We start from the raw sequence: 17,283 nt of genomic DNA on the forward strand, positions 1-17,283 counted from the left end.
TTTTCGCTGTCAAATTGGACTGATGGGAAAGTTATTTTATACTATTTATCTGATTAATTATTTTATTATTGCCACATATCCAAGCACATATTACTATTCTATTCTATGAAATTTAAAATATAAAAATAGCACATACGCTCAATCAAAATCGTTGAGTTATGTGCTATTTGTATTTTAATTTTTAGGTTTATCTACTTCAGGTTGTGGTTCACCTTTCATATGTTTCGCAATTTGCTCATCCATATAAACCCAACCTTTCCAACCGATGTGTACGGCATCACTGATAACATATTTTTCATAATCTTTATCAGTCATATCGTAAATTTTACCACCATTATCTACAACAGTAGAATGGATTTTTTTATAAACTGCTTGACGACGTTCTTTATCGATACCAATGTGGTCATACCATACACCGTTTGATGGAATACTTACATATTGAACATCTGCACCAGCAGCACGCATTGTTTTTACAAGTAATTCTAAATCTTGGAATTCTGGAGAATTAACATTGAATTCGTAGTCACGTCTAACTTTACGCTTACTTTCTTGAATTAATTTCCAGTATTGATCTCTAATACCAAATTTATTCGATGTAGTATCAGCTTTACCAATTTCAACTGCTTTTTGTTTCATCTCATCCCAAGAAGCGTCTGGTTTTGTAGCAGGTTTAACATGTTCTAATGGAGATTTATCCATTGCAAACAATGATTTAATCGCTTCTATTTTAATCAATTGATTCTCTTTAAAACCAGAAATATAACTATCTTTAGTTTCTTTAGGGTTTTTAGCATAAGATTTCAAGTATTCTTTATTGTGTACATGTGGAAACTGTAATAAACGTTGTGCATAACGACGTTTTAATTCAGTAGACATGTTTTTCTGCTGGAACATTTGATTAATTTGAGTTTGAGACATACGAGCATCAAAGTTTTGATTCGTTAAACCATGGTTTGTAAACCATTGTGGTGAAATAATAAATGTTAATTTCTTACCTTTTAATTTATCATACTGTGATGCAAGTTCAACTGCGTTAATTAAGTCTGTAGAACCACCAGCACCTAATAAGAATGCTTTTTTGTTGGCGTTATGCTTATTTAATGCAATTGCAGGATTAAATGGGTCATCTTTACCTAATTCACTAGAGCCGTATATAGGATAATACTTGTTTGATTCGTATAACTTATCTTGAATGAGTGTGCCTTTTAGTACTTGATCTGTCAATGAAGTTCTATTATCTTCTACAGTCTTTTCATTTACTAATCCTGTAAACCAACTAGCAGGTAATAATAGAAAGACAATGAATACCGCTCCACTAATTAAAATGGGTAAAAAAGGTTTTAATTTCATCGTAACTCTTCTAATGCTTCAACGATTTTATTTGGTGTTGCCCACTCATCTCTATCAAAGTCCATAATAGATACTTCGATATCAAGTTTATTTTGAATCTCTAATAATAATCCAACTGTTTGGAAAGAATCAATAATACCTTCTTCAAAAATTTCTACGTCTGGATTTTCTTTTACAATATCATTTTCTGCTACTTCTGCTAATAAATTTAATACTTGTTCTCTAAATTCCATAATTAAATTCTCCTTTATTATATAAGTTTACCTGAGAAGATTAAAAAGCCAAATGTTACAAAGTGGAATGTAATCACAATGCTAAGTGCTGTTGTGAAACCATTTTGCCAACGTGGCGGATGTTTCTTACGCCAACGTTCATAATAGCCATAACCTATAAACAATGCTGCATGGTATAAACCATAAACAATGTAATACACTTCGATACCATGCCAAATTCCCATTATGAAGAAGTTGATTAAGAATGCCACGTTAGACATTGCAAATTGACTCTTCAATAATTTTTTACGAGACATGTAGAATAAAGATCTCATGTAAATACAATCTCTGAACCAGAATGATAATGTCATATGCCATCTATTCCAGAAATCTTTAATATTTTTCGCTTTGAAAGGTTTATCGAAGTTTGGTGGTGTTTTAATACCGAATAAATAACTAAATGCTATCGCAAATAAACTATAACCTGCAAAGTCAAAGAATAAATATAAGCTGTATGCGTACATATATAACCACAAATTGACAAAGCCATGTAAGTCTAATTGTAACGGCATGATTGCATATGTGTTAATAAAGTAAGCAACAATATATTTATACAAGAAACCAAGCATAATCATGTGAATTGCTTTTAATACTAATTCACGATATTCATTGCCTGTTGGTACTTTTTTATCGTCTTTAACGAAACGTTTGTAACGATCGATTGGTCCAGATGAAATCGTTGGGAAGAATGAAATAAATTGAATTAATTTCCATACTTTAATTTCTTTGATAGAACCATCACGAATTTCCATAATTAACTGCACACTTTTGAATGTAACATAAGAAATTCCTAAGAAACCAACAAATTCAATTAATTTACTTTCATGGAAGTGAATCTGATGTCCACCTAACCATGTACTTTGTAACACTTTCACAAGTGCTAATGGCAATATTGATAAAACCATTACAGTTACAAATTTTGAAAATGAATTATTTTTTGGTTTTGAATGATAATAAAACATTATCAATAAAACTTGCCATACGACGTAAATAATAAAACTAATTAATTGAACACTTAAATACTTTTGGTCAAACAGATTATGTTTATCAGAAGAAAAGATTAACACAATCATAAATGCTGTAACTACGCCATTATAAATGTAACTTCGCTTACCTAAAAATCCAAGTATAATGACTGGTAATAATGCAATTAAAGCAATTAAGAAGAATGTAAAATCACCATATGGAATCATCCGTTAATTACCTCTGCAATTTTCTTTCTGTCAATTTTACCATTTGAAGTCAATGGCAATTGTTCCATCCATTCAAACTTTCTAGGAATCATATACTCTGGTAAGCGTGATTTCAAGTCATTTTTAATATTTTTAGTCATTTCTGCATTGTCCGTAACTTCAGTCGTTGGCACAATTGCACCAATTAAATGAATAACTTTATCATTTTTATATACAGGTACAACAATCGCTTCTTTTACGAACTCAGACTGGCGTAATTGTGTTTCAATTTCTTCTAATTCCATTCTGTAGCCATTCAATTTGATTTGGAAATCAATACGACCTTGAATGAACCATTGACCATTTTCAAACTTCGCTTTATCACCAGTGTGATATGTACGAATACCGTCATCGAAATTAAATACTTCAGCTGTTTTTTGGTCATTTTTTAAGTATCCTAAACTTACACTTTGACCTTCGATAACAAGTTCACCTTCATCTGTAGTAGATAATCTTGCGCCTGGTCTTTCAACGCCAACAGGTAATGTCGGATATTGATCTAAGATTTCTTGTGTAATTTGAATACTTGTAACTGCTACCGTAGCTTCAGTTGGACCATATGTGTTGTAAATCGTCGCACTTGGGAAACGGTTTACTAACGCTTTTGCTGCTCTGTGAGGTAGAATTTCACCACAGAAGAAGAATTCGTTAAGACTACCATATTGTTCTTCATTAAGCGTTGGTAATAATAAACACATTTCCATAAATGATGGTGTTGATACCCAAATGTTAATCGGTGTTGCTGTTAGCATTTCATTTAATAATTTAGGTTTATTAATCATGTTTTTATCTACAAGATTTAATGTACCGCCTGATGCTAAACATGGATAAATAGCCATTACAGATAAATCAAATGAAAATGGCGCTTGGTTAAGCCATTGTTGTTCATTTCCTGATTTATTAAGTTCTAACATCCACTCAGTAAATTGAACTAAACTTGCATATTCAATTTGAACACCTTTAGGTTCCCCAGTAGAACCAGATGTAAAGATTGTGTATACTGTGTCGTTATCTTTAATCTGACTATCAAAAATTACTGGGTCTTGAGATGTTTTAATATCTTCTATTGTAAATACTTCGCCTTCTAAACTTTCAAATGATTCATCAGTCGTATTAAATACAAACTCTGGTTGAACCTTGTTAATAATCATTTTAATACGGTCTTCAGGAATTGAAGTGTCTACAGGTACATATCCACATCCTGCTTTAATGGCACCAATCATCCCAACAATCATATATGGTGACATGTGACCGAATAAAATCATCGGTTTCTTACTACCTTGTAATCGATGTGCTAATTTACTAGACTCATCCATTAACTGTTGATAAGTTAATTCATCAGTTGTGTGTCTAACAGCAATGCTTTGTGGATTTGCATCCGCAAACGCTTGCAGCTTGTTAATAATATCTGTCATATTAAGTCTCCCTCATTAGAACTCATTATAAATGAAGTTATTGTGTGTGTCGCCACTGCCATAAATTAAATATAAAGTAATAAATATTGCCAAATACAATAGTGTTAATAAATATGGTTTGAATGCTTCAACATATTTATTAGGTGGCTGTTTACTTTTAGATTTCATATTGCACCTCTTAAAGTTCTTAGTAAAAACGCCTTTATAAAGACCGTTCAATATAAAATACGTTTTAAAATTTGTTTTTTACAATTCATTATATCGATATTCATAATGAAATTCAATTTTAATTTTATAGATTCAACATAGTAATTGGTTGTCATCACTCAATTATTGTAAATGATACACTTTGTTGAGAACATCATTCATTTTAAAGGTTATTTAAACAATAAACAATTACAGTCTATATAACAATTTTGTTATATACGTCAAAATTAAATAAACTCATCACATTAATATGACGAGTTTATAATGTTATTGAATTATCATCAGCGCAAATATATACATTCGCAAGTCAAGCATAACATATTTAACAATTGCTTTGCTTGTTTTACCAATGATTAAAAACCATACTTATTTTCAATTTACTGGAGTATGTGGTACCTGATTTGTCATAACCGCTTCTATATTATTAATACATAATTGAATCATATTGTCCCGTGTTGTTACTGATGCGCTACCAATGTGTGGTGTAATCAGAACATTATCACGTCCCATTAATGGATGTGTATGATCAATCGGTTCATTTGCTAATACATCTAAACCACATGCTAAAATTTCTTTATTGTCTAGTGCATCGATTAATGCTGTTTCATCTACAATTTGCCCTCTACCGATATTAATAAAAATTGCATCATTTTTCATTTGTTCAAATGCTTCAGCATTAAATTTATGATGTGTTTCTTTTGTAAGTGGCGCTGTACAGATGATAAAATCACTTTCTGCTAACAACGTTTCAAAAGAAACATATGTTGCATTAAAGTCCGCCTCTGCATCTTTATGTCTTGATCGATTATGATAAAGAATATTAGTATTAAACCCTTGCAACCTTCTTGCAAAAGCTTTACCAATATCTCCCATACCATATATTCCAATAGTTGAATTGAAGACATCTTTACCTGACAATAAATAAGGACCCCAGCTTTGCCATGCATCTGCTTCTACATATTTTTCAGCTTCTACAATACGGCGTGCTATAGCAAGCATTAATGTAAATCCTAATTCTGCAGTTGTTTCAGTAAGTACATTTGGTGTATTCGTGACAACCACGTTATTCGCTGTTGCACTTTCAACATCGATGTTGTCATATCCTACAGCCATATTCGCAATTACTTTTAAATTTGGTGATTGTGCTAAAATTTCTGCATCGATCTGTTCACTTAATGTAATAAAACAAGCATCTGCGTCACGAAGTGCTGTCACAAATTGATCTTTAGGCATAGGCACTAATGATTTTTGCCACATAACAACGTCACCAAGTTTACTTAATTGTTGATAAAATTTATCTGGAATTTTCCTCGAAACAACTATTTTTACCAAATCAATTCACCTACTTTATAAAATGACTATATCTATTTTTCTAATTCAGCTATTGCTTCATTTAAATCTTTAAAAGAATACGTTGGTGGCACATTTTTATTTTGCACATCTTCTAACGTAGATACACCTGTTTGTACATGAATCGTATCCATACCTACGTTAATACCAGACATAATATCGGTATCGTACAAATCGCCTACCATAGCAACTTCGGATTTATCTAATCCTAAAATTTCTAATGCTTTAACCATAATAATCGGTTCTGGTTTACCAATAAATTGTGGCGATACACCTGTCGATACACTTACAACACTTGTAATAGCACCATTACCAGGTAATAAACCACGCTCTTTAGGAATTGATACATCAGGATTTGTAGAAATAAATGTTGCACCATTTCTTACACCTAACGTTGCAATCGCAAGCTTTTCATATGTAACTTGTTCGTCAAGTCCAATAACTACATAATCAACATGCTCGTCATTTTTAATGACAAGTCCCGCTTCGGTTAACGCAGTATTTAAACCACTCCCACCTAACATATATACTGATGCTCCTGGTGATTGTTCTGAAATATAATCAGCAGTGGCTAACGCTGACGTTACAACCTCTTCTGGTTTAGCATCAATGTGCATTTCACGTAATTTTTCAGTTACTTGCTCAGGTGTTTTTGTTGAATTATTAGTTACGTATAAATGAGGAATGCCTTTTACATTTAAATAATCGATGAATTGTTTTGCTCCATCAATCTCATCTGTTCCCATATACATTGTGCCATCTAAATCGATTAAATACGCTTTATACTGTTTCATTATTGATTTTCTCCTTTACCAAAAGCTGTTACTGGTACATTTTCTTGATGTAAAAATGTCGTTACTTCTGTAATAAATTGTTTGTAATAAGGTAATGCGTCATCAAACATTGGCATGATAATCTTAATATCTAAGGCTGTGTAATCATATGTAAATTGTTTACGAATACCGACAGTTTTATTAATCGCCTGCTGTGTTTCTTTAGTAATAACATTTTCTAGTTCTAATATATCAATCACATCTTTATAATTACCAGGATCCCTTAAAATAAATGCATCGATAATCATATTCCCTATATCTACCGATGATTCTATCAACATTTGAGCAATGCGTTCAAATGCATAATGATTGTGCTTGCTCTCATGATAATCATCAGTTAATGCTTGTAAATAGGCTAATTTCTGAGTTAGTTTATCTTTGTCTACAAAATACATTCCTTGTCACCTCTCACTTATATATTATCATAATTTTGCAGTATACTTCATTTGTCGTTATACTAACTTTACTACTTTTAAAAGGAGTCGCTACAAAATGATTGATATGTATTTATATGATGACAACGAAGAGAGTCAAGTTCAGTTTGTTGGTTTTGTTGGCGAGCATAGTCGATATGATTTGATGTTAGTCCATACAAATAGACATTATGGTAAGACACTCGTACTTAATATGCAAACAAATAAATTCGGTATTATCGGTACTGATGATTTAAAAGAAGAAGGCTATATCGCTCATATTTTAGGTGTAAATGCTGAAGAAGGCGATGAAATTACTGAGTATTTAAATGAAGTCATTCATTAAAGATAAAAACCCCTAACTAGATTACAGGTCCATGCTTGAATTGCATGATTCCCATTTTCAATCTAGCTAAGGGTTTTATTAATGTTCAGTATCTTGAATGGTTGGCTTAATCTTCACATCTTGAAGTTTATTGTCGTCATCTATCACATCAGACGGATGAACTTCTTCGATTAACTTTTTAACCTCTTGTTTAGACAAATGTCTTAATACAAAGTAAGGACAACCAAAGTTACAATATTCAAATATGTAATCTTGAATATTTGAAAAACGTTTACTCATCTCTGCTTTTTTATTAGAATCTTTGTAAAAACCTTTTAATCGTAATTGATCGTAACCATAGTCACCAACTATGTAATCATATTTATCTAAAATATCTGAATACCTAGCAATAAATTGTTCTTCATTAAAACATTCGCGATAATTTTCTATTAATTCAAAGTAATGTTGATCTACTTTTATCAAATTCTTCACCTATCTATGACAATGAAAGGCTCAGTTTATACTTTTAGTGTTTCATAAAAATAATGATTACTTCTATGACACGTTCGTTTTGTACAAACTAAGCCTTTATGCCTTATTAATGGTTAAATATTAACTATTTAACTGTGCCTCACCTTGGCGTTGCTTTTCTTTAGCAGCTTCATTTACTTGCTCATCCGCATGATAAGAACTACGTACTAAAGGTCCAGCTTGGCAATGTTTAAACCCTTTATCCATTGCCACTTTTCTTAATTTACCAAACTCTAAAGGCGTGTAATATTTTTGAACCTTTAAATGTTTACGTGAAGGTTGTAAATATTGACCAATCGTTAAAATATCTACATCATTCGCACGTAAATCATCCATCGTTTCATAAATTTCTTCTATAGTTTCACCTAATCCAACCATAATACTTGATTTAGTTGGGATATCCGGTTGTAATTCTTTTGAACGACGTAAAAACTCTAATGTTCTGTCGTAAGTCGCACGCGCACGAACTCTCGGTGTTAAGCGACGAACAGTTTCAATATTATGGTTTAAAATGTCAGGTCTTGACGCCATTAATGTTTCTAACGCATCATAGTCCCCGCCCATATCTGATGGTAAAATTTCAATCGTTGTAAATGGATTTCTTTCTCTAACTTTACGTACTGTCTCAGCATAAACATTTGAACCAGCATCTCTTAAATCATCACGCGCAACAGCAGTGATAACAACGTGTTTCAAATTCATTAATTCAACTGATTCAGCTACACGTTCAGGCTCATTTAAATCAAGTTCATTAGGTAAACCTGTCTTAACCGCACAAAAACGACAAGCTCTTGTACATACGGCACCTAAAATCATAAATGTCGCTGTACGACGTGCACCCCAACATTCATGTATATTAGGACATTTAGCTTCTTCACATACAGTATTAAGATTTTTTTCCCTCATCATCTTCTTAAGTCCTGTATAGTTTTCGTTGGTATTTAATTTTATTTTCAACCAATCCGGTTTACGTAATATTTCCTCGTTTTTTGTCGCCATAACAACACATACCCTCCTGTTAAGTGTATCTTTAAACATTATATCGAAATTCATGACAAATGAAAATCCAATAATCTTACTTTTTAATATTCCAATAATTTTTCTTTAAATATATCTCTTAAAAACTCTGGCATTAAATACTCTTTTGGTAATTCTTTCAATGTTGGGAAATAACGACCGAACGTATACATATCTATCGTACCTAGTACATATTCTTTGTCGTCTTCGATTTCTTCTCCATTCAGATAGTAACGCCCTGTAGAATGAATGTACCCTAAATTATAAAGAATATATCCTCCAAATATATTCCCTCTGAAACCCAAACCTTGTGCATGTTCATACATATATTCTTGTTTATTACTTTTAGCTATAATCTCTTTTAATTTCACACCAAAAAGTCTAACCCTTACCATATTAATCGGATGCGGTAACATTTGATGAATGTCATATTCTGTCACTTCATCTTTTACAATATCTTTAACGAGTAAGCCAGCATTGATGATGGCACATTGTGCATGTGTATACTCACAAACACTTTGAGCTAATAAGTATGCAGCTTCAGTTATGTGATTCATACTACGCTTAAGCACTACTGGATGTTGAATTACTGAATTGGACATTAACGTTTTTCCTTCTTCTTCAAATGAAGTTTCAACTTCAGGTAATGTTTCTAAAGGAATAATCTTTGCAGTTTTATGTACTACTTTATGTGCCTCAAAAGTTAAATTAACCTCTCCAAGATAATTACCATACTTTCCAGCTGCCGCCATCAGTACACCATTATTGATTTCACCATGTTCAAAATAATGATGCGTATGACTACCAAAAATGACATCAATTTCAGGCAATTCTTGGCATAATGTTTCATCGAAGAAAATGCCACAATGACTTAGCACGATTAATACATCAAATTTACCTCGTTGAAGTTCAATTTCTTCTTTTATAGATTCAAGTGGATCGGTAACAATCCAATTTAGTGCACGATAAAATGGGGTAAAAGGTGCTGTCGCTGCAACGAATAGTATTTTCACACCGTCTATGTCCTTAATATAAGAAGAAACGATATTATTTGGTAAATGACCTGATTCATCTATAACATTGCTACATGTCACTATAAATTTTGCTTCGTCGTAAAGGTGATTTAAAGCTTCGTGTGAAATGGTCATCCCTTCATTATTACCGATTGTTGCAACATCACATTTTGCTTCATTTAGTAATGCCACATTCTTTTTACCTAAAGTTGCTTCAGTTATAGGTGCGGATAAATCTACATGATCACCTAGATCAACATATAAAGAAGGATGATTAAGTCGTGGCCGATGTTCTGCCATATATGCTTTAATGCGTTCGTATTCATGTAAATGACTATGAATATCGTTCGTATGATAAATTGTAAGCCTCAAATTGACGTCCTCCTTTTAAAGTTGTATTAAATCAACGCACGAATAATTAAATATATACCCATTAACAACATTACTGTTCTCAATAATGTTACTACCGTATCTGACTTAATTGATTGATTCACTTTGACACCGATTTTCGCACCAAAATAACTAGAAATAATTAAAATGATTGCATAACCCCAAGCTACGTGACCTTGAGCAATGTGCCCTATAGAACTCATGACACTTGAAAAGAAAATCATCATCATACTTGTTCCAACAGCTACATGAGGTAGAAATCTAAATACAATAAGCATTAGTGGCGTCATTAGTGCGCCACCTCCAATACCAAATAAACCTGTCAATATACCAATTAAAAACGTTGTAATAAAAGCAAACAATGGTGGAACACTATAATGATATGTTTTACCTTTAGCGTCTACATAAGTCTTTTCATACTTGGGTTTATCGAAAATTTTAAACGGTTTAATCTTATTTCTTACCATTAATAAAATGGCTACGAAAATTAAAAAGATACCAAAATATAAATTAAATGACTCAAATGTTAAATATCTACTAATGAAGGACCCAAGCAATGAACCTGGTAATAGTCCAAATAAAAAGATGGAACCATTTTTAATATCAACTTGTTTTGTTTTTAAATATCCAAGTGATGAAGAAAGTCCTGTCACAATTAGAATGACTGAAGACGTCCCTATCGCTACTTGTGTTGTAATATTATGTAGTAATCCATGTTCAACACCGAGGTAAACCATTGTTGGAACGATAATAATACCGCCTCCAATGCCTACGATAGACCCTATAATCGCTGACAAACCTCCGATTAAAACTAATAATGTAATTGTTAATAACATAGTCGTCGCCTCTTAAAATAATTTTAATTGTTGTGGTGCTAACCCTTCATATTCTATATTCAATAATCGCTGATATGTTTTGGCATTATTTGCTGCATGACCACCAGAATTATTGTTAAATATGACGTAAACTTTCTTAGCTTTTTGTGCTAATATTTGTGCCTTTTGTGCCAAGTCTATTAATTCTTGCTCATTATAATCATATAAATAGCGTACATCGCGCCATTCTTGATCTGACATATCTTTCTTAGTCCAACCGTAATGATTACGTCCATGATAACGTACAAACGCAATTTCATTTGTGATTCGATTGACTAAAGGTACACTGCCATCTTTCACTTGTGGTTCATCAACTACTGCATGAATGATTTGATGTTCTGTTAAAAATGCCAATGTTTGTTCTTTAAATGCATCACTAAACCATGATTGATGCCTAAATTCTACACACATTGGAAATGCTTGTAATTGCTGTCTTACATACAAAATATATTTGATATTTTGTGCATTGCAGTCAAACCATGGCGGAAATTGAACCAATACCATTGCTAATTTTTTCTGTGTATGTAAGGGCTCTAACATATTCTTAAATTGATCAAATAGTTCTTGCCTTGTATCTGCAAATGTTTTGTAGTCTGCATGCAATGTGAGTGCTTGATGAATTTTGACCACAAATTCAAATGTATCAGGCGTTTCTTTTATCCATTTCAATATATTTCTTTCCGGTTGTATCGCATAGTATGTCGCATCTAATTCGACAACCGGAAAATGTCCAGCATATGTTTTAAGTTTATCGGTTTGGCGTTCTAAATCTTCATATAATGAATAGTGATCACCCCAACCTGTTAATCCGATGTTTATCATATATATCACCAATGTCATCATACCATATAACTTTTATCATAATCATTTCAGCGAACTTTAGTTTGATAATTTCGTTTGACTAGATTGGTAAAATAGAAACGCAATCCACAAAAATGGCAAGCACTAAAATAATGTTTGGGGGTGCTTGTGCTTTTGTGGATTGCGGTCGATTCGATTATTTATATTGCATGATTTGATTAATTTGATTGATTATATTGGACATGATGGTGTTGGCGGGATGCGTTGTTGCTAGTCGCGGGCTTTGTCCACTCCACATATGTGTTAACTCTTTGTCGCCGATGTTTGCCGCGGCTTTTCTTATGCTACTTGTTAGCTCATTTTGTATTGGATAATCTGGGATGTCGCCTTCGTATTGGGACATTTCTTCGATAAACCTATTGTTGATACCGCGTGCAAGCTTTCCACTAAACGCTTTTGTAACGACTGTATCTGTTTCTTTACTATTTATAATTGCGTCTCGTAGTAGTTCTGATGCATTACTATCTTGTGATGTTAAAAATGCAGTGCCCATTTGTACCCCTTCTGCACCTAAGACAATACTTGCCAAAACTCCTCTACCGTCCATAATTCCACCAGCGGCAATGACCGGAATTGAAACGACATCTACAATTTGTGGCACTAAAGATATTGTTCCAACCATAGGTAATTGATTTTTAGGTTTTAAAAATGAACCACGATGTCCACCTGCTTCACTACCTTGAGCAACGATAGCATCCATACCCGCTTTTTCATTCGCAATAGCTTCATCAACACTTGTTGCTGTACCTATTAGCTTAATGTTTGCTTCTTTCAATCTTTTTATAATAGATTCGCTTGGAATTCCAAAAGTAAAACAACATACAGGCACTTGCTTTTTAATTATCGTATCAATATGACACTTAAATTGTTGTTCTTCGGTAATTTTTACAACCGGCTCTTCTAAATGTAATGCGCGTCGATAAGGTTTTAACCATGCATTCATATTTTCAATTTGACTACTAGTATATGATTGTTGACTTGGTACAAAGACATTTACGCCAAAAGAATTTGACGTTAATTGGCGTACATAATCTATTTCATCTTCCAATTGCTGCGTATTAAAGTAACCTGCGCCTATTGTGCCTAACCCACCACTGTTACTTACTGATGCAACTAATTTCGGTGTCGTACTTCCTGCCATACCTGCTTGTATAATTGGATATTCAATACTTAACATTTGAGTAAGTCGATTCTTATTCCACATAGCTGTTCGCTCCTTATATAGATACGTTGCGATTTTTCCGTTGTTGAAATTGAATTTGCTGTTGAGAAAGTTTTTCTTTTTCCTTTTTATCCATCTCATCTTCAATTTCCATACCTAATAATTCTTCAATTAAGTCTTCATGTGACACTATCGCTTCAGTACCACCAAATTCGTCCAACACAATTGCTAAATGTTTTCTAGAAATAGTCATCTTACGTAATACCCATTCAGCTTTATTGTGTTCATTCACAAATAATGGCTTAGCTGAATAGTTTGTAATTTGATTTTCTTTTTTATTACTCCAAGCCAACAGATATTTAGAATGAAACACTCCAATAATGTTATCAATATCTCCCTCGTACACTGGATATCTAGTGTATGGCTTATTCATAACCGTTTCATAAACTTCTTCGTATGTCGCATTTGAAGCAAATGCCGTCACATTAATTCTAGGTGTTGTATCTACATCTTTTACTTTTAAATTTTCAAAATTAATGACACCTTCCAACCTACTCGTCTCAATTTCATTTAAAGCACCTTCATGTCCAGCAATTGCTAACATTGTTTTAAATTCTTCTTTTGAAAATTGATGTTCTTGAGGTTGACCCTTAGATAAACTTCGATTAATACTGTCCGTCAACTTATTTAAAAGTAATGTGATAGGGCGAAACACAATGACACAAATATTAATAATTGGATATACAAGCCTTGTTATTTTATCTGGAAATGTTGCAGCGACAGACTTGGGAATCACTTCGGAAATCAAAATGATAACAACTGTTAAAACAGCTGATGCAATACCAACGCTAATCCCCCAACGTAAAGCCATAATTGTAACAAGTGTTGGTAATAAAATATTCGCGACATTATTCCCAATTAGAATCGTTGTAATAAACTCACTTGGTTTTTCAAGTAACTTTACAATGCCTTTTGCTTTTTTATCACCTTTGTCAGCTTCAGTTTTAAATTTTGTTTTATTGGCAGCCGTTAATGCCGTCTCGCTTCCTGAAAAGAAAAACGAAATAAATATCAATATAATTATGGCAATGATCACGCGTGTAGTCTCCTTATTGTCATATCTTATTTTTATTGTAGTTACTTAATTCCCGACGTTCTCGTTTAATAAACCAGTTAAAATTCATTATATATAATAGTCTTAATAATGATAATTAATATGCATTTTTAGTCATAGTTACTTTAATGCATTCATTAGTAAAATGATGCTATAGTTCGAGCTGTTTGTTATTAATAAATTTGCATAATGAAAAATTTCAACAAATTCAGTTTATGACATAGTTATAATCATTTGAAACCATTATAATGATAACAACCAGTTTCTCATAAATTTATTCTAATTATCTTTTAAATAACTTTAGACAAGTACTTGTTTATATCCAAATATAGAAAGAAGGATTAACATGTATTTTGTTTTAGCAATATTTACAATAATCAGTGCCAGTGTAAGTTTAGGTTATTCAATTCAAGCATGTGCATCTAGCCATAATATAAATGCATATTATGCACTTAGTCGAAGCTTACCTTTATTTTTATTAGCTATTTTTTCTTTAGTCATTCATAGTGCTATATTTTTGATAACTATATCCATTGCAATGATCTTAGTTCAATTTTTAGATGCGATTGTTGGTTATAAAAGTGAAGATGTCTTTAAAACTTATGGTCCATTAGCAACATCTGTAGTGAACTTAATATTATTAATAGTTTTCTTATTTTAACTCACTTATACAACGAATCTTAATCGAACTAATATCGAATTATCTAAAGAATATTTGATGTAGCTTTCAATTAATTTAATAAAGACCAGCACTCTAATGCCACAATCATGTTGTATTTGTGTTGTCGCTTTATCCACCATCAATGATTATTTTTTACACCAATCAAAAAATCGAACTGATATAAATAAGTACAAAGCTTATCTATCAATCCGATTTAGTTATAAAACAAAAAAAGCCACAGTAATGTGGCTTTTTGTTATATTCAGTATCAAAATGGTATCAATAGCCATTTTCGGAAGTCAAGAATGGCTTAACAACGCGGTTTAAAGCTATCCAATACTACCTTCCATTTCGATTGAAAAAACTAATTTTTAAGGACTTATTTTTATAGAAACATTGATTTAATGCGATTTAAAACGAAGTTATTTCTCTCGAAATTTTGAGGTTATTATTTTTTGGTATCAAAAATGGTATCATTTGTAGTTATTTTAGCTTCATATATTAAAATAACCACACTCCTAAATTAATAGGTGGTGTGGTTTTGTTGTATTAAAAAACCGAATTTAATATATCTATGTTTTATTTAACATGAATCGCCTTGTTATTTAAAAAATACACCTATTATAATACCGATAATACTTACAACAGTAGGTGCAGCTATACCTATCCAAAAGCGATTACTAGTTAATTTTTTATCGTTGATTTCATCTTTCAAATTTTTTATTGCTAAGTCTATGTCTTTACTCAACGAAATTTGTGACTTTTTTATACTGTCTTCAACTTTATCAAATCTAGTATCTAAGTGCCTTTTGTGTTCCTCAAATTCCGGTCTAGTAATGTATTCATAACTCATATTACCACCCTCCACTTTTTTAAAGGCTAGGTTTCCACCAATACTATCACTTGTATAAAACTCACTACCACCTACACTATACCTATCATATCGTTGATGATTATTGATTTTAACGATATTATTCATCGCCATAAATTTTGCTCATTTCATTTTGAAGAGTATCAATATCTTTAATTGTTCCGTGCATATTTTCATATTGTGATAAAGCTTGTTCTAAAGCTTTATTTAATTGCTTTGCTAGACTAGGATTCATAATAATTTTTTTATTACTTAAAAATCCGCTAGGGGTATGTTGTTTGAAATCCACCATAAGATCTGTGATGCTTACCTGCACATCTAAAGCGTTAGCATAAAATATTTCATAGCTTTCACCAAAAATATAATCATTACTTTTATTTAATTCAACATTAAGTCTTTCATTTTCGTCCATATATTTTCCTCCTACATTAACGTCTATATAAATAATATATGAGATAATCTGAGTTTAGTAGACAGAACATAATGGCGAACAAAAAACAACCACCCAGTAACTAGTATGGGTGGTTAAGGTGTGCCTTTAGCACTTAATAAAACCGATAATATGCTTTATTATGTCGCAAATATTTCAGCGACTTGTTATGCACCACCACACAAACTTACTCCTATCCAGGAACACAGAGCTTTGTCGCTCGTCAGCAACGTCATATGAATTCTCAGTTCATGTTGTGGTGACACTTTAAACGTTCTGTGCCAGTAGCGACCGAGTCATTTCAAGAATGACCATTTCACATTTATATTATAACACTTGTCGTGCGTAACTGTATAGTTTTTCAGTTGTATTTAAAGTTAAGTTATCTACTTCGCGCTTTCCTTGCCTTAATTGTGAAATTACATATTGCGCTACGCCAGTTTGTTTGTGAATTTGGTAACCTGTTATATCACTTTTGATCAATTCAATTATTTTTAATTTATAATCACTCATATTATCTACGTCCATTCTTTTTATCTAAACAATAAAAATGTGTTTTTCTCCCGATAAATAATAACAATGGTAGGCTTAATAAAAACAATATTAAATACATTTGTTCTGTCATAATTGAAAACCTCCAAATAATATTATATTATATAAGTGTAAGGAGGAGCCATCAGGCTCCAAGCATAATGTTAATCTTTGTTGTTTGGCTTTCGGTCTAGGTAGCCGAGATGCCATTCTCTAAGTTGTTTTAACACTTCTGGAATTATCAGTACTGCCAATACTTGATGTTCTAGAAGTGTTTTTATTATGTCTAGCATGAGGCTTTTCACCTCCTTACACATAATTTGTAAGTCATCAACTAACCTACAAATATAATTATACTAAACAAATGTTTATTAGTCAAGTGTTTTTTAAAATTTGCATAAAAAAATAGGCAAGTACCGAAGTACCTGCC

General features: G+C 32.1%; 24 protein-coding genes. 2 read left to right on the forward strand and 22 right to left on the reverse strand.

Going from position 1 to position 17,283, the window contains the following annotated elements:
* Positions 1-174 precede the first annotated feature (174 nt).
* From dltD to HMPREF3247_RS01930, 9 genes are all read right to left on the reverse strand, one after another.
* Positions 175-1,350 carry a D-alanyl-lipoteichoic acid biosynthesis protein DltD gene (gene dltD / locus HMPREF3247_RS01890; protein WP_000769416.1) on the reverse strand — a complete coding sequence of 392 codons (1,176 nt, stop codon included), beginning with the start codon at positions 1,348-1,350 and terminating at the stop codon, positions 175-177.
* Positions 1,347-1,583, reverse strand: coding sequence for a D-alanine--poly(phosphoribitol) ligase subunit 2 (dltC, locus tag HMPREF3247_RS01895; RefSeq protein WP_000395692.1), 237 nt, complete (start codon positions 1,581-1,583; stop codon positions 1,347-1,349). Before dltC ends, dltD begins: the two co-directional genes overlap by 4 nt.
* Before the next feature lie 17 nt (positions 1,584-1,600).
* Complete coding sequence (gene dltB / locus HMPREF3247_RS01900) at positions 1,601-2,815, reverse strand: PG:teichoic acid D-alanyltransferase DltB (protein ID WP_000613541.1); 1,215 nt, start codon at positions 2,813-2,815, stop codon at positions 1,601-1,603.
* Entirely contained in the window at positions 2,812-4,269 is a 1,458-nt protein-coding gene (dltA, locus tag HMPREF3247_RS01905) for a D-alanine--poly(phosphoribitol) ligase subunit DltA (protein WP_000129653.1), read from the reverse strand. Before dltA ends, dltB begins: the two co-directional genes overlap by 4 nt.
* Before the next feature lie 15 nt (positions 4,270-4,284).
* Entirely contained in the window at positions 4,285-4,437 is a 153-nt protein-coding gene (locus HMPREF3247_RS01910; protein ID WP_000837752.1) for a teichoic acid D-Ala incorporation-associated protein DltX, read from the reverse strand.
* Between the two features lie 47 nt (positions 4,438-4,484).
* Positions 4,485-4,595 (reverse strand): hypothetical protein, encoded by a 111-nt coding sequence (locus tag HMPREF3247_RS01915; RefSeq protein WP_001790652.1) that lies wholly within the window; start codon positions 4,593-4,595, stop codon positions 4,485-4,487.
* Between the two features lie 253 nt (positions 4,596-4,848).
* The gene (locus tag HMPREF3247_RS01920; RefSeq protein WP_000239131.1) at positions 4,849-5,808 is read right to left on the reverse strand and encodes a 2-hydroxyacid dehydrogenase; all 960 of its coding nucleotides are present in this window, start codon (positions 5,806-5,808) and stop codon (positions 4,849-4,851) included.
* Positions 5,809-5,840: 32 nt separating this feature from the next.
* Positions 5,841-6,620 carry a TIGR01457 family HAD-type hydrolase gene (locus HMPREF3247_RS01925; protein ID WP_000816184.1) on the reverse strand — a complete coding sequence of 260 codons (780 nt, stop codon included), beginning with the start codon at positions 6,618-6,620 and terminating at the stop codon, positions 5,841-5,843.
* Entirely contained in the window at positions 6,620-7,054 is a 435-nt protein-coding gene (locus HMPREF3247_RS01930; RefSeq protein WP_000273981.1) for a DUF86 domain-containing protein, read from the reverse strand. The genes HMPREF3247_RS01925 and HMPREF3247_RS01930 overlap by 1 nt, the downstream gene beginning before the upstream one ends.
* A gap of 97 nt (positions 7,055-7,151) precedes the next feature.
* Between HMPREF3247_RS01930 and HMPREF3247_RS01935 the strand changes: the two genes are divergently transcribed.
* Positions 7,152-7,418 (forward strand): DUF3055 domain-containing protein, encoded by a 267-nt coding sequence (locus HMPREF3247_RS01935; protein ID WP_000566649.1) that lies wholly within the window; start codon positions 7,152-7,154, stop codon positions 7,416-7,418.
* Between the two features lie 78 nt (positions 7,419-7,496).
* Here HMPREF3247_RS01935 and HMPREF3247_RS01940 read toward each other — a convergent pair whose 3' ends face one another.
* The 7 genes from HMPREF3247_RS01940 to HMPREF3247_RS01970 form a co-directional block, all read right to left on the reverse strand.
* Complete coding sequence (locus HMPREF3247_RS01940) at positions 7,497-7,880, reverse strand: YutD family protein (RefSeq protein ID WP_000598444.1); 384 nt, start codon at positions 7,878-7,880, stop codon at positions 7,497-7,499.
* Between the two features lie 129 nt (positions 7,881-8,009).
* Positions 8,010-8,927: a lipoyl synthase gene (gene lipA, locus HMPREF3247_RS01945; RefSeq protein WP_000201875.1), complete on the reverse strand. Its 918-nt coding sequence runs from the start codon at positions 8,925-8,927 to the stop codon at positions 8,010-8,012.
* 83 nt (positions 8,928-9,010) lie between these two features.
* Positions 9,011-10,330 carry a bifunctional metallophosphatase/5'-nucleotidase gene (locus tag HMPREF3247_RS01950; protein ID WP_001241217.1) on the reverse strand — a complete coding sequence of 440 codons (1,320 nt, stop codon included), beginning with the start codon at positions 10,328-10,330 and terminating at the stop codon, positions 9,011-9,013.
* Positions 10,331-10,356: 26 nt separating this feature from the next.
* Positions 10,357-11,184: a sulfite exporter TauE/SafE family protein gene (locus HMPREF3247_RS01955; protein ID WP_070866174.1), complete on the reverse strand. Its 828-nt coding sequence runs from the start codon at positions 11,182-11,184 to the stop codon at positions 10,357-10,359.
* 12 nt (positions 11,185-11,196) lie between these two features.
* The gene (locus HMPREF3247_RS01960) at positions 11,197-12,045 is read right to left on the reverse strand and encodes a DUF72 domain-containing protein (RefSeq protein WP_000608129.1); all 849 of its coding nucleotides are present in this window, start codon (positions 12,043-12,045) and stop codon (positions 11,197-11,199) included.
* A 175-nt stretch (positions 12,046-12,220) separates the two neighbouring features.
* Complete coding sequence (locus HMPREF3247_RS01965; RefSeq protein ID WP_000267250.1) at positions 12,221-13,288, reverse strand: NAD(P)H-dependent flavin oxidoreductase; 1,068 nt, start codon at positions 13,286-13,288, stop codon at positions 12,221-12,223.
* A 13-nt stretch (positions 13,289-13,301) separates the two neighbouring features.
* Complete coding sequence (locus HMPREF3247_RS01970; protein WP_000582332.1) at positions 13,302-14,342, reverse strand: hemolysin family protein; 1,041 nt, start codon at positions 14,340-14,342, stop codon at positions 13,302-13,304.
* A gap of 364 nt (positions 14,343-14,706) precedes the next feature.
* On the opposite strand from HMPREF3247_RS01970, the gene HMPREF3247_RS01975 reads away from it, so the two are divergent.
* A complete protein-coding gene (locus tag HMPREF3247_RS01975; protein ID WP_000274029.1) occupies positions 14,707-15,021 on the forward strand; it encodes a hypothetical protein in 315 nt (104 codons plus the stop codon).
* A gap of 5 nt (positions 15,022-15,026) precedes the next feature.
* Here the strand turns inward: HMPREF3247_RS01975 and HMPREF3247_RS01980 are convergent, their stop codons facing one another.
* The 6 genes from HMPREF3247_RS01980 to HMPREF3247_RS02005 all read right to left on the reverse strand — a co-directional run bounded on the left by HMPREF3247_RS01980 (position 15,027) and on the right by HMPREF3247_RS02005 (position 17,170).
* Entirely contained in the window at positions 15,027-15,164 is a 138-nt protein-coding gene (locus tag HMPREF3247_RS01980; protein ID WP_001790198.1) for a chorismate mutase, read from the reverse strand.
* A 458-nt stretch (positions 15,165-15,622) separates the two neighbouring features.
* Entirely contained in the window at positions 15,623-16,006 is a 384-nt protein-coding gene (locus tag HMPREF3247_RS01985; RefSeq protein ID WP_001251277.1) for a hypothetical protein, read from the reverse strand.
* The gene (locus tag HMPREF3247_RS01990) at positions 15,993-16,304 is read right to left on the reverse strand and encodes a DUF3467 domain-containing protein (RefSeq protein ID WP_000344118.1); all 312 of its coding nucleotides are present in this window, start codon (positions 16,302-16,304) and stop codon (positions 15,993-15,995) included. The genes HMPREF3247_RS01985 and HMPREF3247_RS01990 overlap by 14 nt, the downstream gene beginning before the upstream one ends.
* Before the next feature lie 345 nt (positions 16,305-16,649).
* Positions 16,650-16,835: a hypothetical protein gene (locus HMPREF3247_RS01995; RefSeq protein ID WP_001286805.1), complete on the reverse strand. Its 186-nt coding sequence runs from the start codon at positions 16,833-16,835 to the stop codon at positions 16,650-16,652.
* Position 16,836: 1 nt separating this feature from the next.
* The gene (locus HMPREF3247_RS02000) at positions 16,837-16,947 is read right to left on the reverse strand and encodes a hypothetical protein (protein WP_000139423.1); all 111 of its coding nucleotides are present in this window, start codon (positions 16,945-16,947) and stop codon (positions 16,837-16,839) included.
* Between the two features lie 70 nt (positions 16,948-17,017).
* On the reverse strand, positions 17,018-17,170 hold the full coding sequence (locus tag HMPREF3247_RS02005) for a hypothetical protein (RefSeq protein ID WP_001788502.1): 153 nt from the start codon (positions 17,168-17,170) through the stop codon (positions 17,018-17,020).
* Positions 17,171-17,283: the final 113 nt, after the last annotated feature.

The sequence above is a fragment of the Staphylococcus sp. HMSC36A10 genome, assembly GCF_001838845.1.
Lineage (GTDB): Bacteria > Bacillota > Bacilli > Staphylococcales > Staphylococcaceae > Staphylococcus > Staphylococcus aureus.